12 protein-coding genes are annotated in these 20,781 nt (G+C 70.3%); 4 read left to right on the forward strand and 8 right to left on the reverse strand.

Annotated elements, in window-relative coordinates; all coding sequences use genetic code 11:
* Positions 1 to 32: 32 nt before the first annotated feature.
* On the reverse strand, positions 33 to 3,311 hold the full coding sequence (locus tag B9W62_RS00615; protein WP_143665449.1) for a S8 family peptidase: 3,279 nt from the start codon (positions 3,309 to 3,311) through the stop codon (positions 33 to 35).
* A gap of 188 nt (positions 3,312 to 3,499) precedes the next feature.
* Positions 3,500 to 4,501: a helix-turn-helix transcriptional regulator gene (locus tag B9W62_RS39430; protein WP_107424177.1), complete on the reverse strand. Its 1,002-nt coding sequence runs from the start codon at positions 4,499 to 4,501 to the stop codon at positions 3,500 to 3,502.
* 233 nt (positions 4,502 to 4,734) lie between these two features.
* On the opposite strand from B9W62_RS39430, the gene B9W62_RS00630 reads away from it, so the two are divergent.
* On the forward strand, positions 4,735 to 8,496 hold the full coding sequence (locus B9W62_RS00630; protein WP_087804109.1) for a S8 family serine peptidase: 3,762 nt from the start codon (positions 4,735 to 4,737) through the stop codon (positions 8,494 to 8,496).
* Between the two features lie 167 nt (positions 8,497 to 8,663).
* Here B9W62_RS00630 and B9W62_RS00635 read toward each other — a convergent pair whose 3' ends face one another.
* The gene (locus B9W62_RS00635; protein WP_087804110.1) at positions 8,664 to 9,956 is read right to left on the reverse strand and encodes an MFS transporter; all 1,293 of its coding nucleotides are present in this window, start codon (positions 9,954 to 9,956) and stop codon (positions 8,664 to 8,666) included.
* A 106-nt stretch (positions 9,957 to 10,062) separates the two neighbouring features.
* Between B9W62_RS00635 and B9W62_RS00640 the strand changes: the two genes are divergently transcribed.
* The gene (locus B9W62_RS00640) at positions 10,063 to 10,977 is read left to right on the forward strand and encodes a LysR family transcriptional regulator (protein WP_087804111.1); all 915 of its coding nucleotides are present in this window, start codon (positions 10,063 to 10,065) and stop codon (positions 10,975 to 10,977) included.
* A gap of 20 nt (positions 10,978 to 10,997) precedes the next feature.
* Here the strand turns inward: B9W62_RS00640 and B9W62_RS00645 are convergent, their stop codons facing one another.
* On the reverse strand, positions 10,998 to 11,468 hold the full coding sequence (locus tag B9W62_RS00645; protein ID WP_087804113.1) for an SsgA family sporulation/cell division regulator: 471 nt from the start codon (positions 11,466 to 11,468) through the stop codon (positions 10,998 to 11,000).
* Between the two features lie 322 nt (positions 11,469 to 11,790).
* Here B9W62_RS00645 and B9W62_RS00650 point away from each other — a divergent pair, with 322 nt between their 5' ends.
* Positions 11,791 to 13,038, forward strand: coding sequence for an aminotransferase class V-fold PLP-dependent enzyme (locus tag B9W62_RS00650; protein WP_087804115.1), 1,248 nt, complete (start codon positions 11,791 to 11,793; stop codon positions 13,036 to 13,038).
* A gap of 25 nt (positions 13,039 to 13,063) precedes the next feature.
* Here B9W62_RS00650 and B9W62_RS00655 read toward each other — a convergent pair whose 3' ends face one another.
* Positions 13,064 to 15,793: an ATP-binding protein gene (locus B9W62_RS00655; protein WP_087804117.1), complete on the reverse strand. Its 2,730-nt coding sequence runs from the start codon at positions 15,791 to 15,793 to the stop codon at positions 13,064 to 13,066.
* A 296-nt stretch (positions 15,794 to 16,089) separates the two neighbouring features.
* Complete coding sequence (locus B9W62_RS00660; protein ID WP_087804118.1) at positions 16,090 to 16,326, reverse strand: hypothetical protein; 237 nt, start codon at positions 16,324 to 16,326, stop codon at positions 16,090 to 16,092.
* 324 nt (positions 16,327 to 16,650) lie between these two features.
* On the opposite strand from B9W62_RS00660, the gene B9W62_RS00665 reads away from it, so the two are divergent.
* Positions 16,651 to 17,082: a VOC family protein gene (locus B9W62_RS00665; RefSeq protein ID WP_087804120.1), complete on the forward strand. Its 432-nt coding sequence runs from the start codon at positions 16,651 to 16,653 to the stop codon at positions 17,080 to 17,082.
* 43 nt (positions 17,083 to 17,125) lie between these two features.
* Here B9W62_RS00665 and B9W62_RS00670 read toward each other — a convergent pair whose 3' ends face one another.
* Both B9W62_RS00670 and B9W62_RS00680 read right to left on the reverse strand, forming a co-directional pair.
* Complete coding sequence (locus B9W62_RS00670; RefSeq protein WP_256976142.1) at positions 17,126 to 19,369, reverse strand: carbohydrate-binding protein; 2,244 nt, start codon at positions 19,367 to 19,369, stop codon at positions 17,126 to 17,128.
* Between the two features lie 638 nt (positions 19,370 to 20,007).
* Positions 20,008 to 20,676, reverse strand: a complete 669-nt coding sequence (locus B9W62_RS00680) for a GntR family transcriptional regulator (RefSeq protein ID WP_087804124.1) — start codon at positions 20,674 to 20,676, stop codon at positions 20,008 to 20,010.
* Positions 20,677 to 20,781: the final 105 nt, after the last annotated feature.

Genomic DNA, 20,781 nt, shown 5'->3' on the forward strand with positions numbered 1-20,781 from the left:
CCTTCGTGCTCCGGGGGGATTCCCGTGTGCGTCTATGCGGTGCGGTACGCGTCCTTGATGGTCTGAACGACGGTGTTGCCCCGGCGGTCGCTCGCCTCGGCCCTGAACGAGACGGTCCCGCCGGCCGCCGGGTTCGTCACCCGGATGCCGCCGGCCAGCACGGTGGCCCGCTGCCAGTGCTTGCCGGAGTCGGTGGAGTAGTACACCCGCAGCGAGGCCAGGTTCCGTCCGGCCGCGGCGCCCTGCACGGTCACCGGTACGGCGACGGACGCCCGGGCCTTCGAGGTGCTGCGTTCGGAGAGGGCGGGGGTGAACCGGACCACGGAGAGGGGCAGCGCCTGCTCACCGTCGGTCCGCGCGGACTCGAACGACCAGGTGGCCCGTATCTCGGTGCTGACGGAGGCGACGGTGTCGCGCTGTGTCCGGGTGGAGACGGTGTAGCGCGCCTTGTCGGCGGGGGCGGTGAACTGCAGTCCGTCGGCCACCGAGTGGTCCGCGCTCTGCAAGGGTCTGCCGTTGCGGGCGATCTCGGTGGTTCCGGCGCCGTGCTGGGAGTAGCCGTCGTGTCCCACGCCGTCGTCGAACAGACCCAGCGTGCCGTAGACGGCGTTGCCGTTGCGGTAGAGGTTCGAGTGGGCGTCGAGGCGCGGCCCGAAGACGCCCACGTTGTACACGGTCCGGTAGACGCGCCGCTCGACGAAGGGCCGGCTCTCCATGCTGTACAGCGTCTCGGCGAGCATGTCGTCGTCGCCCACCTGGAGGAAGTCCTGGGCCCAGGTCACCTGGTCCGTGTTGACGTACACGTGTTTGGTGAAGGGGAGGTCGCCCTTGACGGGCTCGGGTGCGACCATCGTGTCGTTGACCGTGGGGGTGGTGAACAGCACGCCCCTGCGGCCCTCGACGGAGGCACCGGCCGTGGTGTCGATCCTGGCCAGGTCGGCCGTCCGTACTGTCCTGTGGTAGCCCGCGTACAGGGGGCCGGTACGGCCATAGGCCACGTTGTACACGTCGGATCCGTGCTCGTAGACGGCCGCGACACCGGACTGCATGCGGCTGCCGGTCGGGCGGGGTCCGATCTGGGCCACCCGGAAGTCCCGCAGTCCGCCGGAGCCGAGCGCGAACAGATGGCGCTGCCCGACGTCGAGCGTGTACGCGGTCGACAGGTCGCTGCGCTCGGCCCGGCGGTCCGGGACGTCGAAGGTGACCGGCTCGGCGTCGCGGGCGTCGAAGGTCACCGTGGTGTCCTCGGTCAGTTCGAGCAGCGGGCGGATCACCAGGTCGGCCGCCACCGCGGCCGTGCCGCCGCCGTTCAGCGCGGTGATGAGCGTGTCCAGGCTGTAGGAACCGCGGGGCAGCCGGAACGTGGTCGACCCGGAGTCGTTCGTGATCAGGGTGTACTGCCCCCGGTCGAGGTCGGACAGCACGGTGCTGAAGACCGCCGCCTGTTCGCCCTGGCGGTTCAGGTGACGCAGCGTCAGGTCGTACACCTCGGCCTCGCGGACCACGGCACCCGCCGTACGTACGTGCTGTCCGTCGCCGACGGCGACCAGTTCGACGCTGTAGGCACCGTAGAGGTTCCCGCCGAGGGCCGTGTCGGCGGTCATGGTGACGGTGGCGGTGCCGCCGCCGGGGACGGTCAGCCGCTGCCGGTCGAGGGTGAACATCCCCTCGGGTGCGGCGCTGCCGTCGGGACCCGTACCCGACACGGAGAGGTCCAGGTCGAGTGGTGTGTCACCGACGTTGCGGTAGGTGACGGTGCGTTCCCGTGCCACGTCGTCGCCGTGCGGGAACGAGGCGGTGCCGAAAGTGAGGGACACCGGCTCGGCGACGGCGCGCTGCTCCAGGGCCGCGGGTACGTCGACACGTCCGGAACCCTGGAGGTAGGAGCCGAGGCCGCCGTCGGCGGTGGACGCGACCAGCGCTGCCTTGAGTTGACGTCCTGTCCACCCGGGGTGCCGCTGGAGCAGGATCGCCGCAGCGCCGGCGACGTGCGGGGTCGCCATGGACGTGCCGGAGATGGTCAGGTAACCGGGCGCGGGGTGCGGGATGCCGGGGTCGAGGTCGAAGAGGCTGCCCTCGGCGGCCGCGGCGGTGATGTCCACGCCGGGGGCGGTGACGTCGGGCTTGACGGCGGCGTCGGCCAGACGCGGTCCGCGTGAGGAGAACGGGGCGATGCGTTCGTCGGAGTCGACGGCGCCGACGGTCAGCGCGTCGTCGGCGGTGCCGGGCGAGCCGAGGGTGGAGTCGCCGGGTCCGTCGTTGCCGGCGGCGATGACGAAGAGGGCGCCGGTCTCCCGTGACAGCCGGTCCACCGCCTCTTCCAGTGGGTCGGTGCCGGGTGTGTCGGCGGAGCCGAGGCTGAGGTTGACGATCCGGGCACCCTCGGCGACCGCCCATTCCATGCCGGCGATGATGCCGGCGTCGTCGCCGCTGCCGTTGTCGTCGAGCACCTTGCCGCTGATGAGCTGGGCACCGGGGGCGACGCCCTTGTACCGGCCGTCCGAGCGGGCACCCGTGCCCGCGACGGTGGAGGCGACATGGGTGCCGTGTCCGAAGTGGTCGCGGGCGTCGGCGGAAGGGGTGAAGTTCCGCTCGGCGACAACCTTGCTGCCCCGGGGCAGGTCGGCGTGGCCGGAGTCGACGCCGGTGTCGAGTACCGCGACCTTCACCCCTTCGCCGTCGTAGCCGGCCGCCCACGCGGTCGGGGCGCCGATCTGCGCGACGCCGGTGTCCAGCGAGGCCCGGCGCAGACCGTTGAGCCACACCTTGCGCACGCCCGGGACCAGCCGGGCGTGCGGGGAGCCGGTCCGCTCGTCGGTGAGTGCCTTCCACAGGCTTCCGGCGTCCTCCGGTCGGGCCGTGACCGCCTGCCCGTTGAGCGCGTCGAAGGTGCGGGCGACGTCGGCCGTGCCGACGGCGCGCACCGCGGACCTGGCGGCCGGTGCCTCGCCCTGGTAGGTGAGGATGACGCCGAGCCCGTCCCTGAGGTTCGCCTCGCGCTGCCGGGGGTCGGTCAGCACGGTGACGTCGAAGAGCCGGCGGTCGACCCGGTCCTTGGCCAGGAGAGCGAAGGCGTCCTCCGGGACGACGAGGACGTGGTCGCCGTCGCGGCTGATGCGGACCGGCATGTTCTCCCGTCCCTCGCCGCGCTCGACACCCACCGGGTTTCCGGCGGCGTCGACGGCGACCCGATCGCCGGTGATCAGGGTGATCCACGAGGTGCCGGTGGTGTGTGCCCGGCTGCCCGCGGCGGTGTCCGGGCCGGTGGGCGGTCCGGCCGCCATGGCCGGGGTGGCGCCCATGGTGGTCATGAGTGTCACGGACAGCAAGGCGGTGGCTATCGCCGAGCGCGTCGGTCTCGATCGTGAGTACAACGGTCTCCCTAGTGTTCCTCAGTGCGGAGCGCAGCTGGAGGGGCCGTGGGCGGGCACGCTGTGTCCGGGGCCCCCAGGTGTGCGTGTCGGACGACGCGGCCGGAACCGGTCTCGCGGGCGTCCGCTCACAGCCAGTTGCGGCGGGCTGCCGCCACGCCGGCACCGAACCGGTTGGTGGTGCCCAGCTCCGCGTACAGGTTCTGGATCCGGCGGCGCAGGGTCCGCGTCGAGATGCCGAACTGGCGGGCGATGGCGTCGTCCTTGACGCCGGCGGCGAAGAGGGCGAGAAGCTGGCGCTCCTCTTCGGTCGGCCGCCGCGCGCCGCCGCCCGCACCGGCGCTGACCGGTCCCGGTGCCGAGGGGGTGACCGCATCGCTCAGACGGGCGGCGACGGCCCAGTAGCGGTCGAAGAGTTCGGACAGCACCTCGATCAGGGGCGGCGCCTCGGTGTAGAGGCAGTCGGTGCTGCCGCCTTCCAGGGTCAGCGACACCATGGCCGCCGAGCGATCGACCAGAACCAGCTTGACCGGCAGCGCCGGCACCACCCGGGCCTCCTCGCCACGGGAGACCAGGCTGCCGAGGTCCTGCCAGCCACCGTCGTCGTCGAAGCTGGCGGCGGCGTAGACGGCCCGTACCCGCACCCCACGGCGGATCGCGGCCTCGTCCAGCGGCTCGTTGGGAGCCAGCAGGTAGGGCGGGCGCTCCAGCTCGCAGATCTCGCGCCGGGCTGCCTGTTTGAGCCGGTAGTAGGAGTCACCGACCTCCTCCGCGCCGCTGATGGTCCGGGTGTCGGGCTGGGGGGTGCTCGACCGCCGTGCCTCGTCGAAGAGTTCTCCGAGCGAGGCGGCGGCGTCGCGCACGGCCGCCAGTTGCCGGGTGCGCGACTCGACCAGCGCGCGGAGCGCGTGTCGCGGATCCACGGTCTGGTACTCGCCGGAGGAACGACGGCTGAGCAGTCCGTTGCGGTGCAGGCGGTCGAGGTGGGCCACTGCCTGGGACCGGTTCAGCCCGAATGCCGTGACCAGACTGTCGGCGGTCCCACCGCCGCGTGTGAGCAGTTCGCGGTAGACGGCCTCCGTGTCCGCGTCGAGTCCGACCAGCGCCATCGGCGCATCGGTTTCCGCCATCGCTCTCCCACCCTGACCCCTGTGGCGCGAAACATCCGGGGCGCCTTGCGTACCGTACGACGAAACACTGGGATTACACACGGTGCAGTGTGTCGCGCTTGCGGAACGATGCACCTTTTGCATCGTGTCCACTTGGTGACATGGCACAGAAGGGCCAAAGGGGTGCCTTTACAGCCTCGCGAGCGGGTGGCTGACTTCGATCGATCCCTGCACATCTAGTTGGTGAGGTCCCTTTGCCCATTCCCTGGTCCCGCAGACGCGGGCTGACCGTCGGCCTCGCGGCCCTGTTGCTGCACGCCGCGACGGCTCCGGCCACCTCGGCGGTCCCGGCGACGGTGTCCCCCGCGCCGCCCACCGCTCCGGCGGGGCCGACCCGCACCCTGACACTGGTCACCGGCGACAAGGTCACCGTGACCGGCGAGGGCGGGGCCGAGACCGTGGTGTCGGTGACCGATCCCCACGGCAGGAGCGGCGGCGCACATGTGATGTCAGCGGGCTCCGACACGTACGTCTATCCCGACGCGGCCGTCCCGTACCTCGGGTCGGGAGCCCTGGACGGGCGGCTCTTCAACGTCACGGAGCTGCTCGAGGACGGGTACGACGACGCGCGCACCGATGAACTGCCGCTCATCGTCACCTACACCGACACAGCGGCCCGCTCGCGCAGCGCGAGGACGCCCGAGGGCGCCCGGCGGACCCGGGCGCTCAGCAGCATCCAGGGTGCGGCCATCTCCGCGGAGCACTCCCGTGCGGCGGACTTCTGGACCTCGCTCACCGGTACCGGGGACACCGCGGCCGGCGGCTCCGCAGCCCGTTCGGCCACGTCCGGGGGCCGGCTGGCCGGCGGCATCGCCAAGGTGTGGCTGGACGGCAAGGTGCGGGCCACGCTGTCGGACACGACGGCGCAGATCGGAGCCCCGGAGGTCTGGTCGGGCCGGAACACCGGTGAGGGCGTGGGCGTCGCCGTCCTGGACACCGGAATCGACGCGGGTCACCCGGACTTCGCCGGGCGCATCGCCGCCACCGAGAGTTTCGTGCCGGACCAGGACGTCACCGACCGCAACGGTCACGGCACCCATGTGGCGTCCACCGTGGCCGGTACGGGCGCCGCGTCCGGCGGGGTCGAGAAGGGCGTCGCCCCGGGCGCGTCGCTGCACATCGGCAAGGTCCTCGACAACAGCGGGAGCGGTCAGGACTCCTGGGTCCTCGCCGGCATGGAGTGGGCGGTCCGCGACCAGCACGCGAAGATCGTCAGCATGAGTCTGGGCGACTCCCCCACCGACGGCACCGACCCGCTCAGCGAGGCGGTGAACCGGCTCAGTGCGGAGACCGGGGCGCTGTTTGTCGTAGCCGCGGGCAACTCCGGCCCGGAGGCGTACACCGTGGGCACGCCCGCCGCCGCCGACGCGGCGCTGACGGTGGGCGCGGTGAACGGTCCGGGCAAGGGCGTCGACCAGCTCGCGGACTTCTCCAGCCGCGGTCCTCGCGTGGGCGACAACGCCATCAAGCCGGACCTGACCGCACCGGGTGTGGGCGTTCTCGCGGCGCGCTCGCAGTACGCGCCGGAGGGTGAGGGCGCCTACCAGTCCCTGTCCGGCACCTCGATGGCCACGCCGCATGTGGCGGGCGCCGCGGCCCTGCTGGCCGCCGACCACCCCGACTGGACGGGCCAGCGGCTGAAGGAGGCGCTGGTCGGCACCACCGCCGGTACCCAGCGATTCAGCCCGTTCGACGCGGGCAGCGGGCGGGTGGACGTCGCCGCCGCGGTGCGCTCGACGCTGCTGGCATCCGGTGACGCGTTCGCTCAGGCGCACTACCCGTACACCCCGGGTCAGACCGTCCGCCGGGACGTCACCTACACCAACTCCGGCCCCGCGCCGGTCACGCTGGATCTCGCGCTGAGCCCCGCCGAACTGCCCGAGGGCCTGTTCACCCTGTCTGAGGCACAGGTGACCGTGCCCGCCCACGGCACCGCTTCGGTCGGCGTGATCACTCATCTCGACGCGGCCGAGGACAACGGCGCCTATGCCACCCGCCTGGTCGCCACCGGCGCCGACGGAGCCGTGCTGGCCCGCACCCCGGTCGGGGTGAACAAGGAGGGCCGTCGCGCGACCCTGGCGCTCACGGCGAAGGACCGCCACGACAAGCCGCTGTCCGGAACCGTCATCCTCAAGGACGTCGAGCGCAACACCGCACCGGAGGTCTACTCCGTGGACGGCTCGGGCCGCCTGGACCTCCGGTTGTCCCCGAGCACCTACTCGGTGTGGATGAATTCCGCCGTGCCCGGCGTCGACGGCACGCACACGCTGGGCTTCGCGATGTTCACCGCACCCGAGGTCGTCCTCGACGCGGACCGCACGGTCGCCTTCGACGCCGCCGACCTGCGCAAGGCGGCCGCCGTCACCCCACACACCACGGCCAACCAGTTCCTGCGGATCGACCAGTACCGCGGCAACACCGGACTGTTCCCCTTCATGGACAGCTATGTGGCCGAGTACTGGCGCTACGACAGCCTGTGGGTCACGCCCACGCCCGAGGTGCGGACGGGCTCGTACACCTTCGCGACCCGGTGGCGGCAGATCCAGCCACCGCTCACGTTCTCCGCGGGCTCGCAGACCTTCGACGACGTCACCGTCCAGAGCCTGTCACCCGAACTGCCTGAGGGCACGCGCGCCTACCGGGCCGTCTGGGCCGGTGACGGCTCCGCGGCCGCGTTCCGCGGGGCCGCGGTCCGGGACCGCGTCGCGGTCGTCCGTCGCAGCGACACCGTGGCCCCGACGGACCAGGCCGCCGCGGCGGCGAAGGCCGGGGCCCGTCAGCTCCTGATCCTGAACGACGGGTACGGGAAGTTCGACCCCTGGGCCGACCTGCCGGAGGCCGCCCCGCTGCCGGTGGCGTCGCTGGGCACCGACGACAGCACGCGGCTGCTGGCCCGGTTCCGCGGCACCGGCACGACCACGCTCCAGGTCGTCTCCCACCCCGTCCCGCGCTACGCCTACGACCTGGTCCGCCACCACGACGGCGCGGTCCCCCGGGACCCGTCCTACCGCCCCGCCCCCGGGGACCTGGCACGCGTCGACGACACGTTCCGCGACACGTCGCAGGGCCGGGCGGTCGAGTACCGCCAGGACATCTCCCTCCTCGGCCAACCGCTGGGCATCGTGCCCACCCGGGTCCGGGCCCAGGGTGAACTCACCTCGTGGGTCACCGCGGACGACGACGTCCAGTGGGTGTCCTTCGCCTCCAGGCCCGACCTGGGCCAGCGGGGCGTGGCGCGCTCGTACAAGCCGGGCAGCACCACACGGGAGACCTGGTTCGCCCCGATCCAGCACCCGCGCCTGCTCAACGACAACGGCACCAGCTGGCAGGGCCCCTTCCGGGCCGGTGACAACATCAGCACCTCCGTCATGACCGCGTGGGGCGACTCCGGCGGGCACGCGGGCGTCGTCTGGGCCGACAACGACACGTCCAGGATCTCGCTCCACCAGGGCGGCGAACTGCTCGGCGAGGACGTCAACGAACGGATCGTCACGGTTGGGGGCCTGTCGCCTGATCCGAAGCCCTACCGGCTCGTGCTGGAAGGCAGCCGGAACCTCCCGGACCGCCCGTACTCGACCCGTACCCGCACCGTCTGGGACTTCACCTCGGCCACCACGGATCCCACCCGTCTCACACCGCTGCCCCTGGTGCAGCTCGACTACGCGGTGGACACCGATCTGTCGGGCCGCGCCCACCGGCGCACGGAGCTGACCGTCACGGCCTCGCACCTCAAGGGAGCGGCGGGAGCCGGCGCGATCCGCACGGCGACCGTGGAGGTGTCGTACGACGACGGCGCCACCTGGCACCGGACGGCGCTGCGAAAGTCGGCGGACGGCTGGACGGCACGGCTCGACGCACCGGGCAAGGCGCGCTACGTGAGCCTGCGGACGACGGCGGAGGACACCGAGGGCAACGGCGTCGGCCAGACCCTGATCCGCGCCTTCGGTCTGCGCTGAGCGCCTGAGCGTCGCAGGGACCGCCTGTCCCGCCCTCCCGGTGTCGAGCGGGAGGGCGGGGCGTTCCGTCAGGTCCTGTTCACGTGATCACCGCGACGGCGGTTCGTCATGCCCGTGGCCTGCTCTGCCGCAGACCGCGCGGACGGTCGACGCCGCTTCCAGGGGCCTCAGGCGTCGCCTGCGCCTTGGTACTGAGCCGGTGCGCTCGGCGCCGTGGCGGCCGCGATGTGCACGGGTCCCAGAAGGCGCCGGCTGCCCGCGACGCAGAGGGTGACGAGCAGGGCGGTGAAGGCGATCAGGGCGACCTCACTGGAGATGAACTGCGTCGCTATGCCGATGCCCAGCACGGGCAGTGACAGGCCGGTGTACGCGGAGAGGAACAGCCCTGCGAGGGTCTCGCTGCGCGAGTCGAGGTCGGCAAGCCCCAGCACGGTGGTGACGCTTCCCTTGAACAGCAGGCCCGCACCGGCTCCGGTGACGACTCCGCCGCCGAGGAACAGGGCCAGTTGGGCCTGGTAGACGGCGGTGGTCACGGCGATGAGCCCGATAGGCATCAGGACCAGGCCGTAGGAGAGCAGCTTGCGCTGGGCGACACCCGGCAGCGTGGTCTGGGTGACAGCGGCGGCGCCGAAGACCATGAAGGCTGCGAAGCCGGCCAGGGTGCGGGAGGGATGGTGCAGGGTGCCCGCGATGAAGCCCGGCCCGAGAGAGGTGAACAGGCCGAAGGCCGCGAAGGCGGCGAAGGTGGCCGCCGAGGCCGCGTAGAACGTCGGGCGCGCGGCGTGCGGTACCGACACCCGCTGGGGCCGATAGGCCGGGCGCGTCGCGGAGAGTTCCACGGTCTCCGGGCTCAGGGCGACTCCCACCGCACTGACCAGCAACAGGCCGAGGAAGATCAGGTAGGGGGTCTGGAGCGGACGTGCGACGAACTCGGCGAGCAGTCCACCGACCAGGGGGCCGACGGCCAGTCCGCCGATGTTGGAGGCCGTGGCGACGATGTCCGCACGGGTGCGGGAGGCTCCCGGCCGGGCCCGGTGGTGCAGCTCGATGAGGAAGGCGGTGGCCGTGGCGGTCACCATGCCGATACCGAAGCCGACGACGAGTCGGGTCAGTATGAGTATGGGCAGCGAGGTGGAGAACAGGGCCATGAGCGCGGAGACCGCCTCGGTCAGGACACCGATCAGGAGCACGCGCCGCCGGCCGTGCCAGTCCGAGATGTGTCCGACCAGGAAGAGACTGATGATCACGCCGACGGAGTAGGCGGCGAAAACCACCGTGATCATGAAGGTCGAGAAACCGTCCTCCTGCTGGTAGATGGTCCACAGCGGGGCCGGGACGGCGGTGAACGCCAGGTTGATCATGTAGGCCAAGGCGATGAGCCAGAATGCCGTGCCGTGACCGACCTTCCCGGCCCGCGCGGGTCGGAGGCGGTGTGCGTCGGCAGGTGATGAGGCCGTCATAGGGACTCTCCTGTGATCTGTAGGTGCTCACCCCACGATCACCAACAGCACTCATCACGTCCAACATCTGTTTGTGCTCACATCGAGCACGATGAATGATGGTTGCATGGAGCTGCGACATCTCGAGTACTTTCTGGCCGTCGCCGAGGAGTTGAACTTCACACGGGCCGCCCAACGGCTGCACGTCGTGCAGTCGGGCGTTTCCGCCTCGATCCGCGCCCTGGAACGCGAACTCGACGCCCGGCTCTTCGACCGCACCTCCAAGCGCGTCTCCCTCACCGAGGCGGGCGCGGCCCTGCTCCCCCAGGCCAGAAAGGCCGTGGAGGCAGCGCGGGCGGGACGTGACGCGGTCGCCCAGGTCCAAGGCGGGCTGCGGGGCTCGGTGACGATCGGCACACTGTCCGTCCTCAGCCTGGTCGACCTTCCCGCACTGTTCGCCGACTACCACACCACTCACCCGGGCGTCCGGCTTCAGCTCCAGGTGGCGTCCCGTGGATCGGTGGGCCTGGCGGAGGGCCTCGCCCAGGGAACCCTGGACATCGCGTTCCTCTCCCTGCCCAGGCCGCTGCCCGGCCTGACCGTGCGGCGCCTGACCAGCACACCGATGATCGGCCTGTTGCCCGCGGACCATCCCCTCGCCGATCGCACCGAGGTGGACCTGCGCGACCTGGCCGACGCCGGCTTCATCGACTCCCCTTTGGGCTACGGGAACCGCATCATCGTCGACGAGCGCATGGCCGCCATGGGCCTGCAGCGCCGGGTCGTCATCGAGGTCCCCGACATCGTCACCGCTCCCGCCTACGTCCGCGGCGGTCTCGGAGTAGCCGTCCTGCCGGCCTTCGCGGCACCCGTCGGGGACGCGGGCCTGCGGGTGGTGACCATCTCCGGGCCGCCGCTCACCTGGGAGACCGGGGTCGCCACCGCCTCGGAGGCGAAGCTCACGCCGGCTGTGCGTGCCTTGCTGCCGTTGGTCGAGAAGCACATTCACACCGATGCCCAGCGCGGGTCGCCACCCCCGTGATCGCTCCCTGGGCGCCCAGGTCATCGAGCCGGTGCTTCGGGACCGCCGAACAGTTCCGAGAGGAAGGCCTCGGTCCCGAGCCGCGACGACTCCGTACCGGCCGGGACGTGCAGGTACGTGCGGTCGAGCCATTCGCCCAGTTCCGGGACGGGCAGTCTGAAGATGGCTATGCCACCGTGTGCATGGATCTGGAGCCACGCGGTCTGCCGGTCGGTGGGGTTGTCGGCCCACACCTGGACGTCACCCATGCCGCTCGTGGTGCGCAGGCCTTCGTGAAGCAGGTCGCGGCCGACACGCCAGGTGACCGGTGGGGCGCCCTCGGGAGCGAAGCGGATCGTGACGAGGAGCGGGTGGTCAGGGTCGTAGCGGAACTCCGCTGGAACGTCCTCCCACTCGAGAGCGCCCGTTATCCGGCCGAGGCACAAGGAGAGAGGCAGGAGAGCGTGTGCGGCCGAGTGTCGAGCCTGCACACCGTGGTGGTCACCACTCATGGCGATACCTTCCAGTGATGCGATGGGGGATCACAGTCACTGTGGTCCGGCACAACCAGAAGTTCATCCGTCGGTTGACGGTCGGACATCACATCGGGGCGAGGCACGAGCGCCCTCGCGTCCACGTCGCCGCCGCACAGGTGGTGAGCAAGCAAAACAACAAAGTTTTCAGAGGGTGGCAAGACTGTGTCATCTGCGGCTAGTGTGGCTTCACTTGAGGCACACGCCGGTCGTGCCCGAGGTGACCGCTCGAAGCATGTGACATTCGACCGCGGTGTTCCGTGACCCGTTTCGAGGGAGAGCAGTGAATCGACGTACGTTCATGGCCTCCGCCGCCGCGACGGCGGGCGCGGCAGGCACGCTGCCGGTCATGTCCGCTCCGGCCCACGCGGACACCGGGAGCCTTCCGGCGCTGTGGGACGTCGACCGTTCCGTCGCGAACCTGGAGAACGCTTACTGGGGTGTCATGCCGCGGTCGGTCGAGGAAGAGTTCGCGAAGCAGACTCGCTATCTCAATCGCCACAACGTCACCTTCGTCCGTGACGGCATTCCGGGCCGTGAGCGCACGGTGGCCATGGACAACGTGCGTGCCGAGGTCGCGAAGCTGATGGGCGCTTCGAAGGAGGAGTTCACCCTCACTCGAAACGGCACCGAGGCCATGCAGAACCTGATTCTGCAATACGGTTCCCTGAGGCCCGGCGACGCGGTCATGTACGCCGATCTCGACTACGACGAGATGCAGCAGGCGATGGATTCTCTCACCCATCGCCGGGGTGCGAGGGTTATCAGGTTCTCCATACCCGAGCCGGCCACGACGGCGAACATCCTTGATGCTTACCGGACACAGTTGAAGAAGGCACCCGCCGGTCTGAAACTGCTCCTGGTCACCCACCTGTCCAATCGGACCGGAATCGTGATGCCGGTCCGCGAGATCGTGAGCATGGCACGGGCCCGGGGTGTCGACACCATCGTGGACGCCACCCAGACGATTGGCCACCTGGACTACACGTTGCCGGACCTCGGCGCGGACTTCGTCGGGTTCTCGCTGCACAAGTGGCTGTGCGCGCCTCTCGGTACCGGTGCCATCTGGATTCGCGGCTCGAGATTGGGCAGCGTCGAACCGTGTATGGGCAACACGATGTTTCCTCCTGAGGACACGCGCTCGCGGTCCAGCGTGGGCACAGTGAATTTCGCGGCAGCCCTGACCGTTCCCAAGGCCATCGAGTTTCACCGCGGCATCGGGGGATCGCGGAAGCAACATCACCTGCAATACCTCCGGGACTACTGGGTGGAGCGCGTACGGGACATCCCGGGCATGCAGATCCTCACCCCCGACGACACCGCACGCCACGGAGCGGTCACCAGCTTTCGACTTCCTGCGATGAGGGATTACGCGCAGGCGCAGAAGATGGCGACGCTGCTGCTCAAGAAACACCGTGTACTCACGGTCGCACGCACAGGTATCGCGCGCGGCAGCGCCGTCCGGGTGACCCCCACGCTGTACAACACGCGCCAGGAACTCGACCGTCTGGTGGCGGCGCTCCGCCAGGAAAGTGGCGCCTTCGTGTGATGCCGTCGCTGCCGTGCGAGTCCGCTCAGCCCGAGGTCGGCTGGTCGTCTCCGAGCGCGGCCAGCGCCGCGGAGAGCCTGCCGCGGCTGGTGATGCCCAGGCGTGGATAGATCCGGTACAGATGGGCTCCGACGGTCCGGTGCGAGATGAACAGGCGCTGGCCGATTTCCCGGTTGCTCAGCCCCTGCGAGGCCAACTCGGCGATCTGCCGTTCCTGGACCGTCAGGCTCTCGCCCTTGCTCGGGCGCCGACGTCCGTCCGACTCCCCCGCGGCCCGCAACTGCTCACGTGCCATGTCCGCCCAGGGCTGCGCACCGACGCGGTCGAATTCGTCACGTGCGAGCCGCAGGGGCTTGCGCGCATCGACGTTCCTACGCTGTCGGCGCAGTCGCCGGCCGTGTTGCAGATGGAGTCGGGCCCGCGCCAGCGGCCACGTGTCCGGCAGTGTGGACAGCGCGGAGTCGTAGCACTCCTCGGCGGTGTCGTCCGGAGCGAGGACTGCCGCACTGTAGGTGCGGGCGACGATCATCATTTCCGAGGGCAGCCGGTCTGCCAGCTCCGGCAGCTCGGCCAGCAGCTCTCGCGCCTGTTCGCTCCGGCCCGCGGACGCGGCCGCGGCCGCGTCCACCAGGTCCGGGACGAGCAGCCAACGACTGGTCGAGTGGTAGTGCGGGTCGGTCTTGTCGAACGCACGCGCGAGAGCGTCGTACGCCTCCACGGCGCGGCCGTCGAACAGGGCGAGGAGACCGTCGACCTGCTGCGCCATGACGCTCGCGAAGGGCATGACGGGGAAGAGGCTGTGCGCTCTCAGCTCCCGGACGCTGCGAGCCGCGGCTTCGCGCTCTCCCCGCAGCACCGCCGCGAGCGCCGACGTGGCCTTGAGGCCGAGCCACACGATCCACTCCCCGGTCTCCTCGGCGAGCGCGATCCCTTCCGCGGACTCTTCACGGGCCTGGGCCAACTGCCCGAGGTAGAGGCGTGGCCAGGATCCCGCCAGGGATCGCGCGAGCAGCCCGAGACGGCCCTGCGACCGCCACACGGATGCCGCCTGGGCCAGGTAGCGCGTGGCACGGCCCACGTCACCGATGACCATCGAGCCGCTGCCGAGGTAGTGCAGCAGCCGGCCGTCCTCGCGGTCCGGCTCGAGCTTTTCGAGCCGTGCGATCAGGTCGGTCCCACGGCGGTACGGCTCCGTGTAGGCCCGCACCGTCAAGACGTGGGGGGCGTCCGGGTCGGGCTTCCACCGGTCCAGTTCGGCGGCGGCCTGGGCACGCACACGGGCGTCGCCGTCCTGGAAGAAGCATCGGGCGGCGGCACGCCACAGCAGGTTCTCGGCGACGTTCGTACTGCCGACGTCGAACGCCCCCGCTGCCGCGTCGATCATGTCCTGGATACGGCGTTGCGGCTCATCGGGCTCGAACGCGGCCTTGTCGGAGACCAGCATGAGGCGGGCCCGCTCCGTGGGTCCCAGCTCCGCCAGATCGGCCCTGTCCAGCAGGATCTGGGCCTGGACACGGTCGTTGATCTCGCTGGCCAGCTCGGCCGCACGGACCAGCAGACCGGTCTGACGGCGTGCGTCGTGCACCAGCTCGCCTGCCTGGCGCAGGGCCGGTACGGCCGCGGCCAGTTGCCCCCGCTTCTGGGCGTCGTTCGCGAAGCGCTCCAGCTGGCCGGCCAGTTCGTCGTCGGGCCCGAGTGTGGCCGCGGCGAGGTGGACGAGCCGCCGCCCAGATGATCCCTCCAGCGTCTCGGCCAGGGCCCGGTGGGTGGACAGCCGGTCGGCGACGGTGGCCCGTGTGTAGACCGCGGAGCGCATCAGGGGATGCCGGAACTCGGGTGTGCGACCGGTCAGCACCACCAGTCCGGCGTCGACGGCCTCCTGTAGCGCGTACACGGTCACTTCCGAGCCCGCGAGACGGCTTGCCACGTCGAGTAGCTGGTTCAGTGGTGCGGTGGGCTCCGCGGCCAGGACCAGGAGGAACGTCCTGCACTCGCGGGTGAGCGAGTCGGTGCGGGAGGCGAACGCGGTCTCCAGTCGCTGGGTCAGGGGCAGATCGTCGAGCGGGGGCGAGATGCCCTGCGCCGCCCTCGGCAGTTCGACGAGCGCGAGAGGGTTGCCGGCGGCGCGCTGCAAGATACGGGCCCGCACCGCGTCGGCCAGGCCCGGAGCGTCGGCGTCGAGCAGTTCGGCCGCCGCCGCCGGGGAGAGGGGCTCCAGAACGAGTTCGGCGTGCGTGCCCAGGGTGTACGTGCCCGGTGACGAGGTTCTTGCCGCGCCGATCATGAGGATGGGGAGGTCCCGGGTACGCCGGGCCACGAATCCGAGCACGTCACGGCTCGACGAGTCGACCCATTGGAGATCATCGACGAGCAGCAGGAGGGGCCGGCGGTCGGCGGCGTCGGCGAGCAGCTCGAGGACCGCCATCCCCACCCGGTAGATCTCGGGTTCCCCGTCGCTGGCCCCGAAGGCTCCATCGAGGGCCTTCTGGTAGGGGGCCGGCAACGTCTCGGCTCCGCCGAGAACCGGTTGGAGCAGCAGGTGCAGCGCGGCGAACGGCAGCCACTGTTCGGTCTCGACACCGGAGGTGCGAAGGACTCTGACCCCCTGGTCCGAGGCATGAGAACCGAACGTGCGCAGCACAGAGGATTTGCCGACGCCGGGGTCTCCGCGGACCAGCAGAGCGTCGCCCTTTCCTGCCACCGTGCTCGAAAGCAGGCCGTGCAGGACCTCCAGTTCCTCGTCCCGACCGATCATGCCGTGAGCACCGATGCCGGTCCGGACGAAGCGCCCCTGACGCGCATCGTGGTCGGCCGTTCAGCCGCCGCTTCTCTTCGTATCGGGCTCAGCGTCTGCTGCACACCTCTGGTATCAGCCACGGTTCCGGATTTTACCTGCCCCTGACCTCTTCCGTGGAGACGGGTCCGGCTCAGTCAACAGTCGAATGACTGCCTGATGACTCTCCGTCCACGACCCCCGCGTACGGGGGGACGCCGTCGGCCCACCGACCGGGGGTCGGTGGGCCGACGGCGTCACGGTGTGTACCGAAACGGCTACCGCTTCCAGAGGTACCAGACGCCGGCCTCGTGGTCGTTGTCGCAGTAGTAGCTGCCGCCCGGGTCGCCGCTCTGGTAGGCGACCTTGACCGCGAGGCACTGAGCCTGCGTGTCGTAAAGCCCGATCATGGTGTCGGCGTGCGCGGCTGCGGCTCCCCCGAGCGTGACGCCCGCCGCACCCAGCGCGACGAGGCTCGCGGAGACGAGTTTCTTCTTCCAGCCCAGAGATGACATGTGTGACTTCCCCTTTCCTCGGCAGTGCGGCGCCGACGGTACGTGACGACGCACAGGAACAACATGTGACACCGTGTCACAATGATCAACAGGTCGGCAAGCCTCACGCCCTGCGCTGCGCGGGTTGTCAGCCACGATTGGCCGATTCGGAACCTCGGACCCGCAGGACGCTTCCCCAATCGGTTCGTCTGCCGCAGGGTGGGGGCGGTATCCTGCGACACCGTGTGATGGTGGTCGATGGAGACCACGCACTCTGAAAGCGCGGGCTATGCCGCCTGATCCGATGGCACCGTTCCACGGTGAAACGTAAGAGAGTGACGACAAATGGATCTCAAACTGGAAGTCCTGGTGCTGCCCGTCTCCGACGTCGACCGGGCGAAGGCCTTCTACGAGGCGGTCGGGTTCCGCCTCGACGCCGACCACGTCACGGACGAGACCTACCGGGTCGTCCACATGACACCCCCGGGGTCGCCCTGCTCGGTGCTCTTCGGCACCGGCGTCACCCTGGCCGCCCCGGGGTCGTCCAAGGGCCTCCACCTCGTCGTCTCGGACATCTTCGAGGCCCGGGACGAGCTGATCGGCCGGGGTGTAAAGGTGGGCGAGATCTATCACGACACCAGCGACATCTTCCACCGCTGCACGGGCGAGAAGTGGCTCGGCGGACCCGACCCCCAGCGCCGCAATTACTGCACGTACGCGGACTTCTCCGACCCGGACGGCAATGGCTGGGTCCTTCAGGATGTGCCCAACCCGTAGGGCCTGGTCGCGCGACTTGTTGGTGGGCCCCGCCCTCAGCGCCCTACTGGGAGATCACCTTCTCCACCGAGAAGTGATCGATGTTCGCGACGCCCGGCGCGGTGCCCAGAGCCTTGAGGTAGACGTCGTGCGTACCGCTGGTCGGCGTGATCGTGAACGTCTGGTCCAGGTACGTGTCCCAGCCGCCCGTGTTCTCCACCCGCACCGTGCCGACGACCGGGCCGGTGGCCGAGTCGAGGCGGACCTCGAACCGGCCGCCCGCGTACGGCCGCTCGCTGCCGATGCTCGCGACCAGGAGGTTGCGGCCGGTGCCGAAGTCCACGTCGTCGTAGCGGACCCAGTCGCCGCCGTCGAAGCCGCCGAGGACCGATCCGGTTCCCGCGGCGTGCGTGGCGACGCCGCTGCCCTCCGCGTACGACTCGGCCTGGACCGTCGTACGCTGCACGGCCACTCCGGCCTGCCACGGTGTCGCACCGTACTGGTAGGCGCCGGCGCTGGGCCGCGGGTCCGTGTAGCCGTCCGTGGCCGGGGGCCGCACCAGGCCGTAGTTGCGTGCCGGTGAGGTGGAGCCGAGGGTGTAGTCGTGGTGCGCGGGGTCCGTGAACTGCGGACCGTCGGCCATGGGCAGGTTGTTGGTCGAGGACACCCCGGCCATGGTGTCGGCATCGCCGATGTTGTTGGCCACCTCCGTGTCCGAGTAGGTGCCCGGGAAGAGGCTGACGGACTTGCGGTCGGTTCCGCTGGTGTTGTTGTAGACGCGGTTGCCACTGGTCGTGCCGCCGTTGGGGTTGATCAGGACGACGCCGTACGTCGTCCGGTTCCACGCCACATTGTCGTAGACCGTGGCGTTGTACGTGGACAGGTCCAGGTACACGCCGGGCGCGGGCGCGCTGGCCGCGAACAGTGCGGCGTCGTGGAGCTTGTTGTGGTGGATCTCGGTACCGGCCAGGTTCACCTGGCAGCAGATGTAGATCGCGCCGACGTCCACGACCAGGTTGCCGTAGTCGGACAGGTCGTTGTAGGCGATCTCGTGGCCGGAGGCCGTGGTCCCGGCGACCTTGTTGTCGATGTTGATGTTGCTGCGGCCGCTGTTGGTCACGGTGTTGTGCGTGATCGTCTGGTCGCTGCCGAGGACGTTGATCCCGGCGGCGTAGCTGCCGCGGTAGTCGACGCGGGTGATGAGGTTGTTGGTCGCCGTGTTGCCCGAACCGGCCAGCAGCACCCCGTTTCCGGCGCTGTAGTCGATCCTGCTGTTGCGCAGGGTGTTGGCGGTGCCCTTCAGAAGGATGCCGCTGGTGGTCTCACCCGCCGTCAGCACGTCGCAGGGGTCGGCGGGCGTGACCTTGCCCGGGTCCACCTTGAGGTCCATGTAGTGGGAGACGTAGGTGGCGTCGATGCCGTCCAGCACGTTGTGCGTGGAGGTGGACGAGGTCGCCACCGTGGCGGCGCGGACACCGAGGCCGACGACGGACACGTAGGACCGCCCGGACAGGTCGACGGCGACGTTGCGCTGCTTGGCCTCGACGGTGTGCCCCGCCGGGCTCGCACCGTCCGGCATCCACATGTAGAGCCGCTGCGCGTCGGCGTCGTAGTACCACTGGCCGGCATGGCTGAACGCCTGGAGCTTGCCGGTGAGCGAGTAGAGGTTCTGCTGGTTGGGGCTGAGGCCGACGCAGGAGGTGGCCAGCCCGGAGGCGGTCACGGAGCCGACCGCGGACGAAGTGACGGTGCCCGTCTGGCTGACGAACCAGTTGTGCGAGGTCAGACGGGCCCCCTTCCAGTACCCGGCGGGCTGGGTCAGGGCGTCGTCGTACAGCGTGTCGTTGGTGCCGGCGTCCGCGGAGTTGTAGTCGGGGCGCGTCGGCTCGGTGCCCGGGTAGGGCCACTGGGCCTCCCCCAGCATCGTGCCGTCGACGAAGAGCTGGTTGCCGGGCAGCGCGGGGTTCAGGGCGAGGTCGGTCCGGTATATCTTCCCGGCCGTGGCGGCCGTGGCGAAGTCCGAGCCGCTCAGTGTCGGGTCGGCGGCCTCCAGTGCCGACAGGTCCGAGGCGTTGACCTGCGCCCATCCGTCGACCGGGGCACTGCCGTCGAGAACGACGCGCGCACCGGGGGCGGCACGGAAGGTGATCCGGGCGGACGCCGTGCCGTCGCGCGGCGGCGTCAGGGTCTCCCGGTAGGTTCCGGCGGCGATCACACAGGTGTCGCCGGCCCGTGCGACGTCGGCGCACTGCTGCACGGTGCCGAACGGGGACTGCTTGGTGCCGCGGTTCGCGTCGGAACCGCTCACGCTCACATAGCGCGTGGTGCCCTTCGTGTGTGCCGATACCGGAACGGCGGCCGTCAGTGCGGTGAGCACCGTCGCGGCAGCGGTTCCGATGACCAGAGCACTACGTCTCCAGTACATGACTCTCCCATCGCCTATCGATAATCGCGAATCGGCGATCAATATAGGTCCCGGGACGCGATCGCGTAAGGAGTCGGAGGCACGCGTCTGTGATGCGTGTGCCGGCGCGGACGACGCAGGGGGCGCGGTGTGGCGTGCGTCATAGCCGTCGCCGCGGCGGAGGCCGGGCGGATCGCGGGGCCATGGAAACGAGGAGGCCGCGCACGACCTGGCGGCCAGGGGCGGCCGGCAGTCGGCGACGGCGACGGACGGTCAGGTGCCGCCACAACGGCACGAGCCGTAGGGAGCGGTAGGAACGCCGGGAGCGCCGGGACGGTCGTGCACGGGCGGGCCGCTCAGTGAGCCACGGACCGTCCCCGTGCGGCACAGGACCCGCCAATCGGGCCGACAGGGCAGGCCGAGGCGGGGAGAGAGACGGCGGACAGCGCGGGACGGCTCAGATCTCTTCGAGCCGACGGGCCCACGCCGGGCCCACGACCGGGTGGGGCCGGGCCGGAAGGCGCCCCGCGTACACCCTCCGCTCAGCCGTGGCCGTGGCCGTCGTGCAGAACGCCCTCGTCCCCCCGGGCGTGCGCGGCGAAGGCGGCGGCCGCACGGTCGGCGTCGGCCGACTCCAGGGTCTCCAGCAGTACGCCGTGCTGGACTGCCATCTCGGCCCAGTCACCGGTGAACATCGGGTCGGAGACCACGCGCAGCGCACGCAGGCTCGGCTCCATCAGGCTCCAGATGCGGGACAGGAACGGGTTGGCGCTCGCTTCGCACAGGATCCGGTGGAAGGCGATGTCGGCGTCCCGGAAGCGTCCGATGTCGCCGGCCTCGGCCGCTTCCCGCATGTCCCGCACCTGGGCGCGCAACGCCTCGACGGACTCCGGGTCGGCTCGCTCGGCGACCGCGCGGGCCGCGAACTCCTCGATGATGACCCGCACCGCCCGCGCGGCGTCCGCGTCCTGCGAGGACACGTCGGCCACGAAGCTGCCGCGCCGCGGGATGTGGTCGGCCAGGCCCTCGTGCACCAACCGCTTGACGGCTTCCCGTACGGGCGCCTGGCTGACTCCGAGATCACGGGCGATCTCGGCTTCGACCAGCCGGTCGCCGGCTTTGAGGTCCCCGTTGACGATGAGACCCCGCACCCGGGTGTACACCTGATCGGACAGCAGTACCCGGGTCAGTGGCTCACCGACGCCCGACATGACGGCCCCCTAGGTTCGTAGAACGTCTTCGCATCTTATCGATGATCGCGTGTCCGTGGTTGCAGGCTCTTGACAACCACGTAACAGGAGTCATCATATCGCCTA

The organism is Streptomyces sp. CS113, assembly GCF_002188365.1.
In the GTDB taxonomy this organism is placed as follows: domain Bacteria; phylum Actinomycetota; class Actinomycetes; order Streptomycetales; family Streptomycetaceae; genus Streptomyces; species Streptomyces tendae.

Bases quoted from the DNA above. Each gene is read 5' to 3' on its own strand.
- B9W62_RS00665 (WP_087804120.1), top strand. From the start codon at position 16,651: ATGGATCTCAAACTGGAAGTCCTGGTGCTGCCCGTCTCCGACGTCGAC.
- B9W62_RS00680 (WP_087804124.1), bottom strand. From the start codon at position 20,676: ATGTCGGGCGTCGGTGAGCCACTGACCCGGGTACTGCTGTCCGATCAG.
- B9W62_RS00615 (WP_143665449.1), bottom strand. From the start codon at position 3,311: ATGACCACCATGGGCGCCACCCCGGCCATGGCGGCCGGACCGCCCACC.
- B9W62_RS39430 (WP_107424177.1), bottom strand. From the start codon at position 4,501: ATGGCGGAAACCGATGCGCCGATGGCGCTGGTCGGACTCGACGCGGAC.
- B9W62_RS00650 (WP_087804115.1), top strand. From the start codon at position 11,791: ATGGCCTCCGCCGCCGCGACGGCGGGCGCGGCAGGCACGCTGCCGGTC.
- B9W62_RS00635 (WP_087804110.1), bottom strand. From the start codon at position 9,956: ATGACGGCCTCATCACCTGCCGACGCACACCGCCTCCGACCCGCGCGG.
- B9W62_RS00645 (WP_087804113.1), bottom strand. From the start codon at position 11,468: ATGAGTGGTGACCACCACGGTGTGCAGGCTCGACACTCGGCCGCACAC.
- B9W62_RS00660 (WP_087804118.1), bottom strand. From the start codon at position 16,326: ATGTCATCTCTGGGCTGGAAGAAGAAACTCGTCTCCGCGAGCCTCGTC.
- B9W62_RS00655 (WP_087804117.1), bottom strand. From the start codon at position 15,793: ATGATCGGTCGGGACGAGGAACTGGAGGTCCTGCACGGCCTGCTTTCG.
- B9W62_RS00640 (WP_087804111.1), top strand. From the start codon at position 10,063: ATGGAGCTGCGACATCTCGAGTACTTTCTGGCCGTCGCCGAGGAGTTG.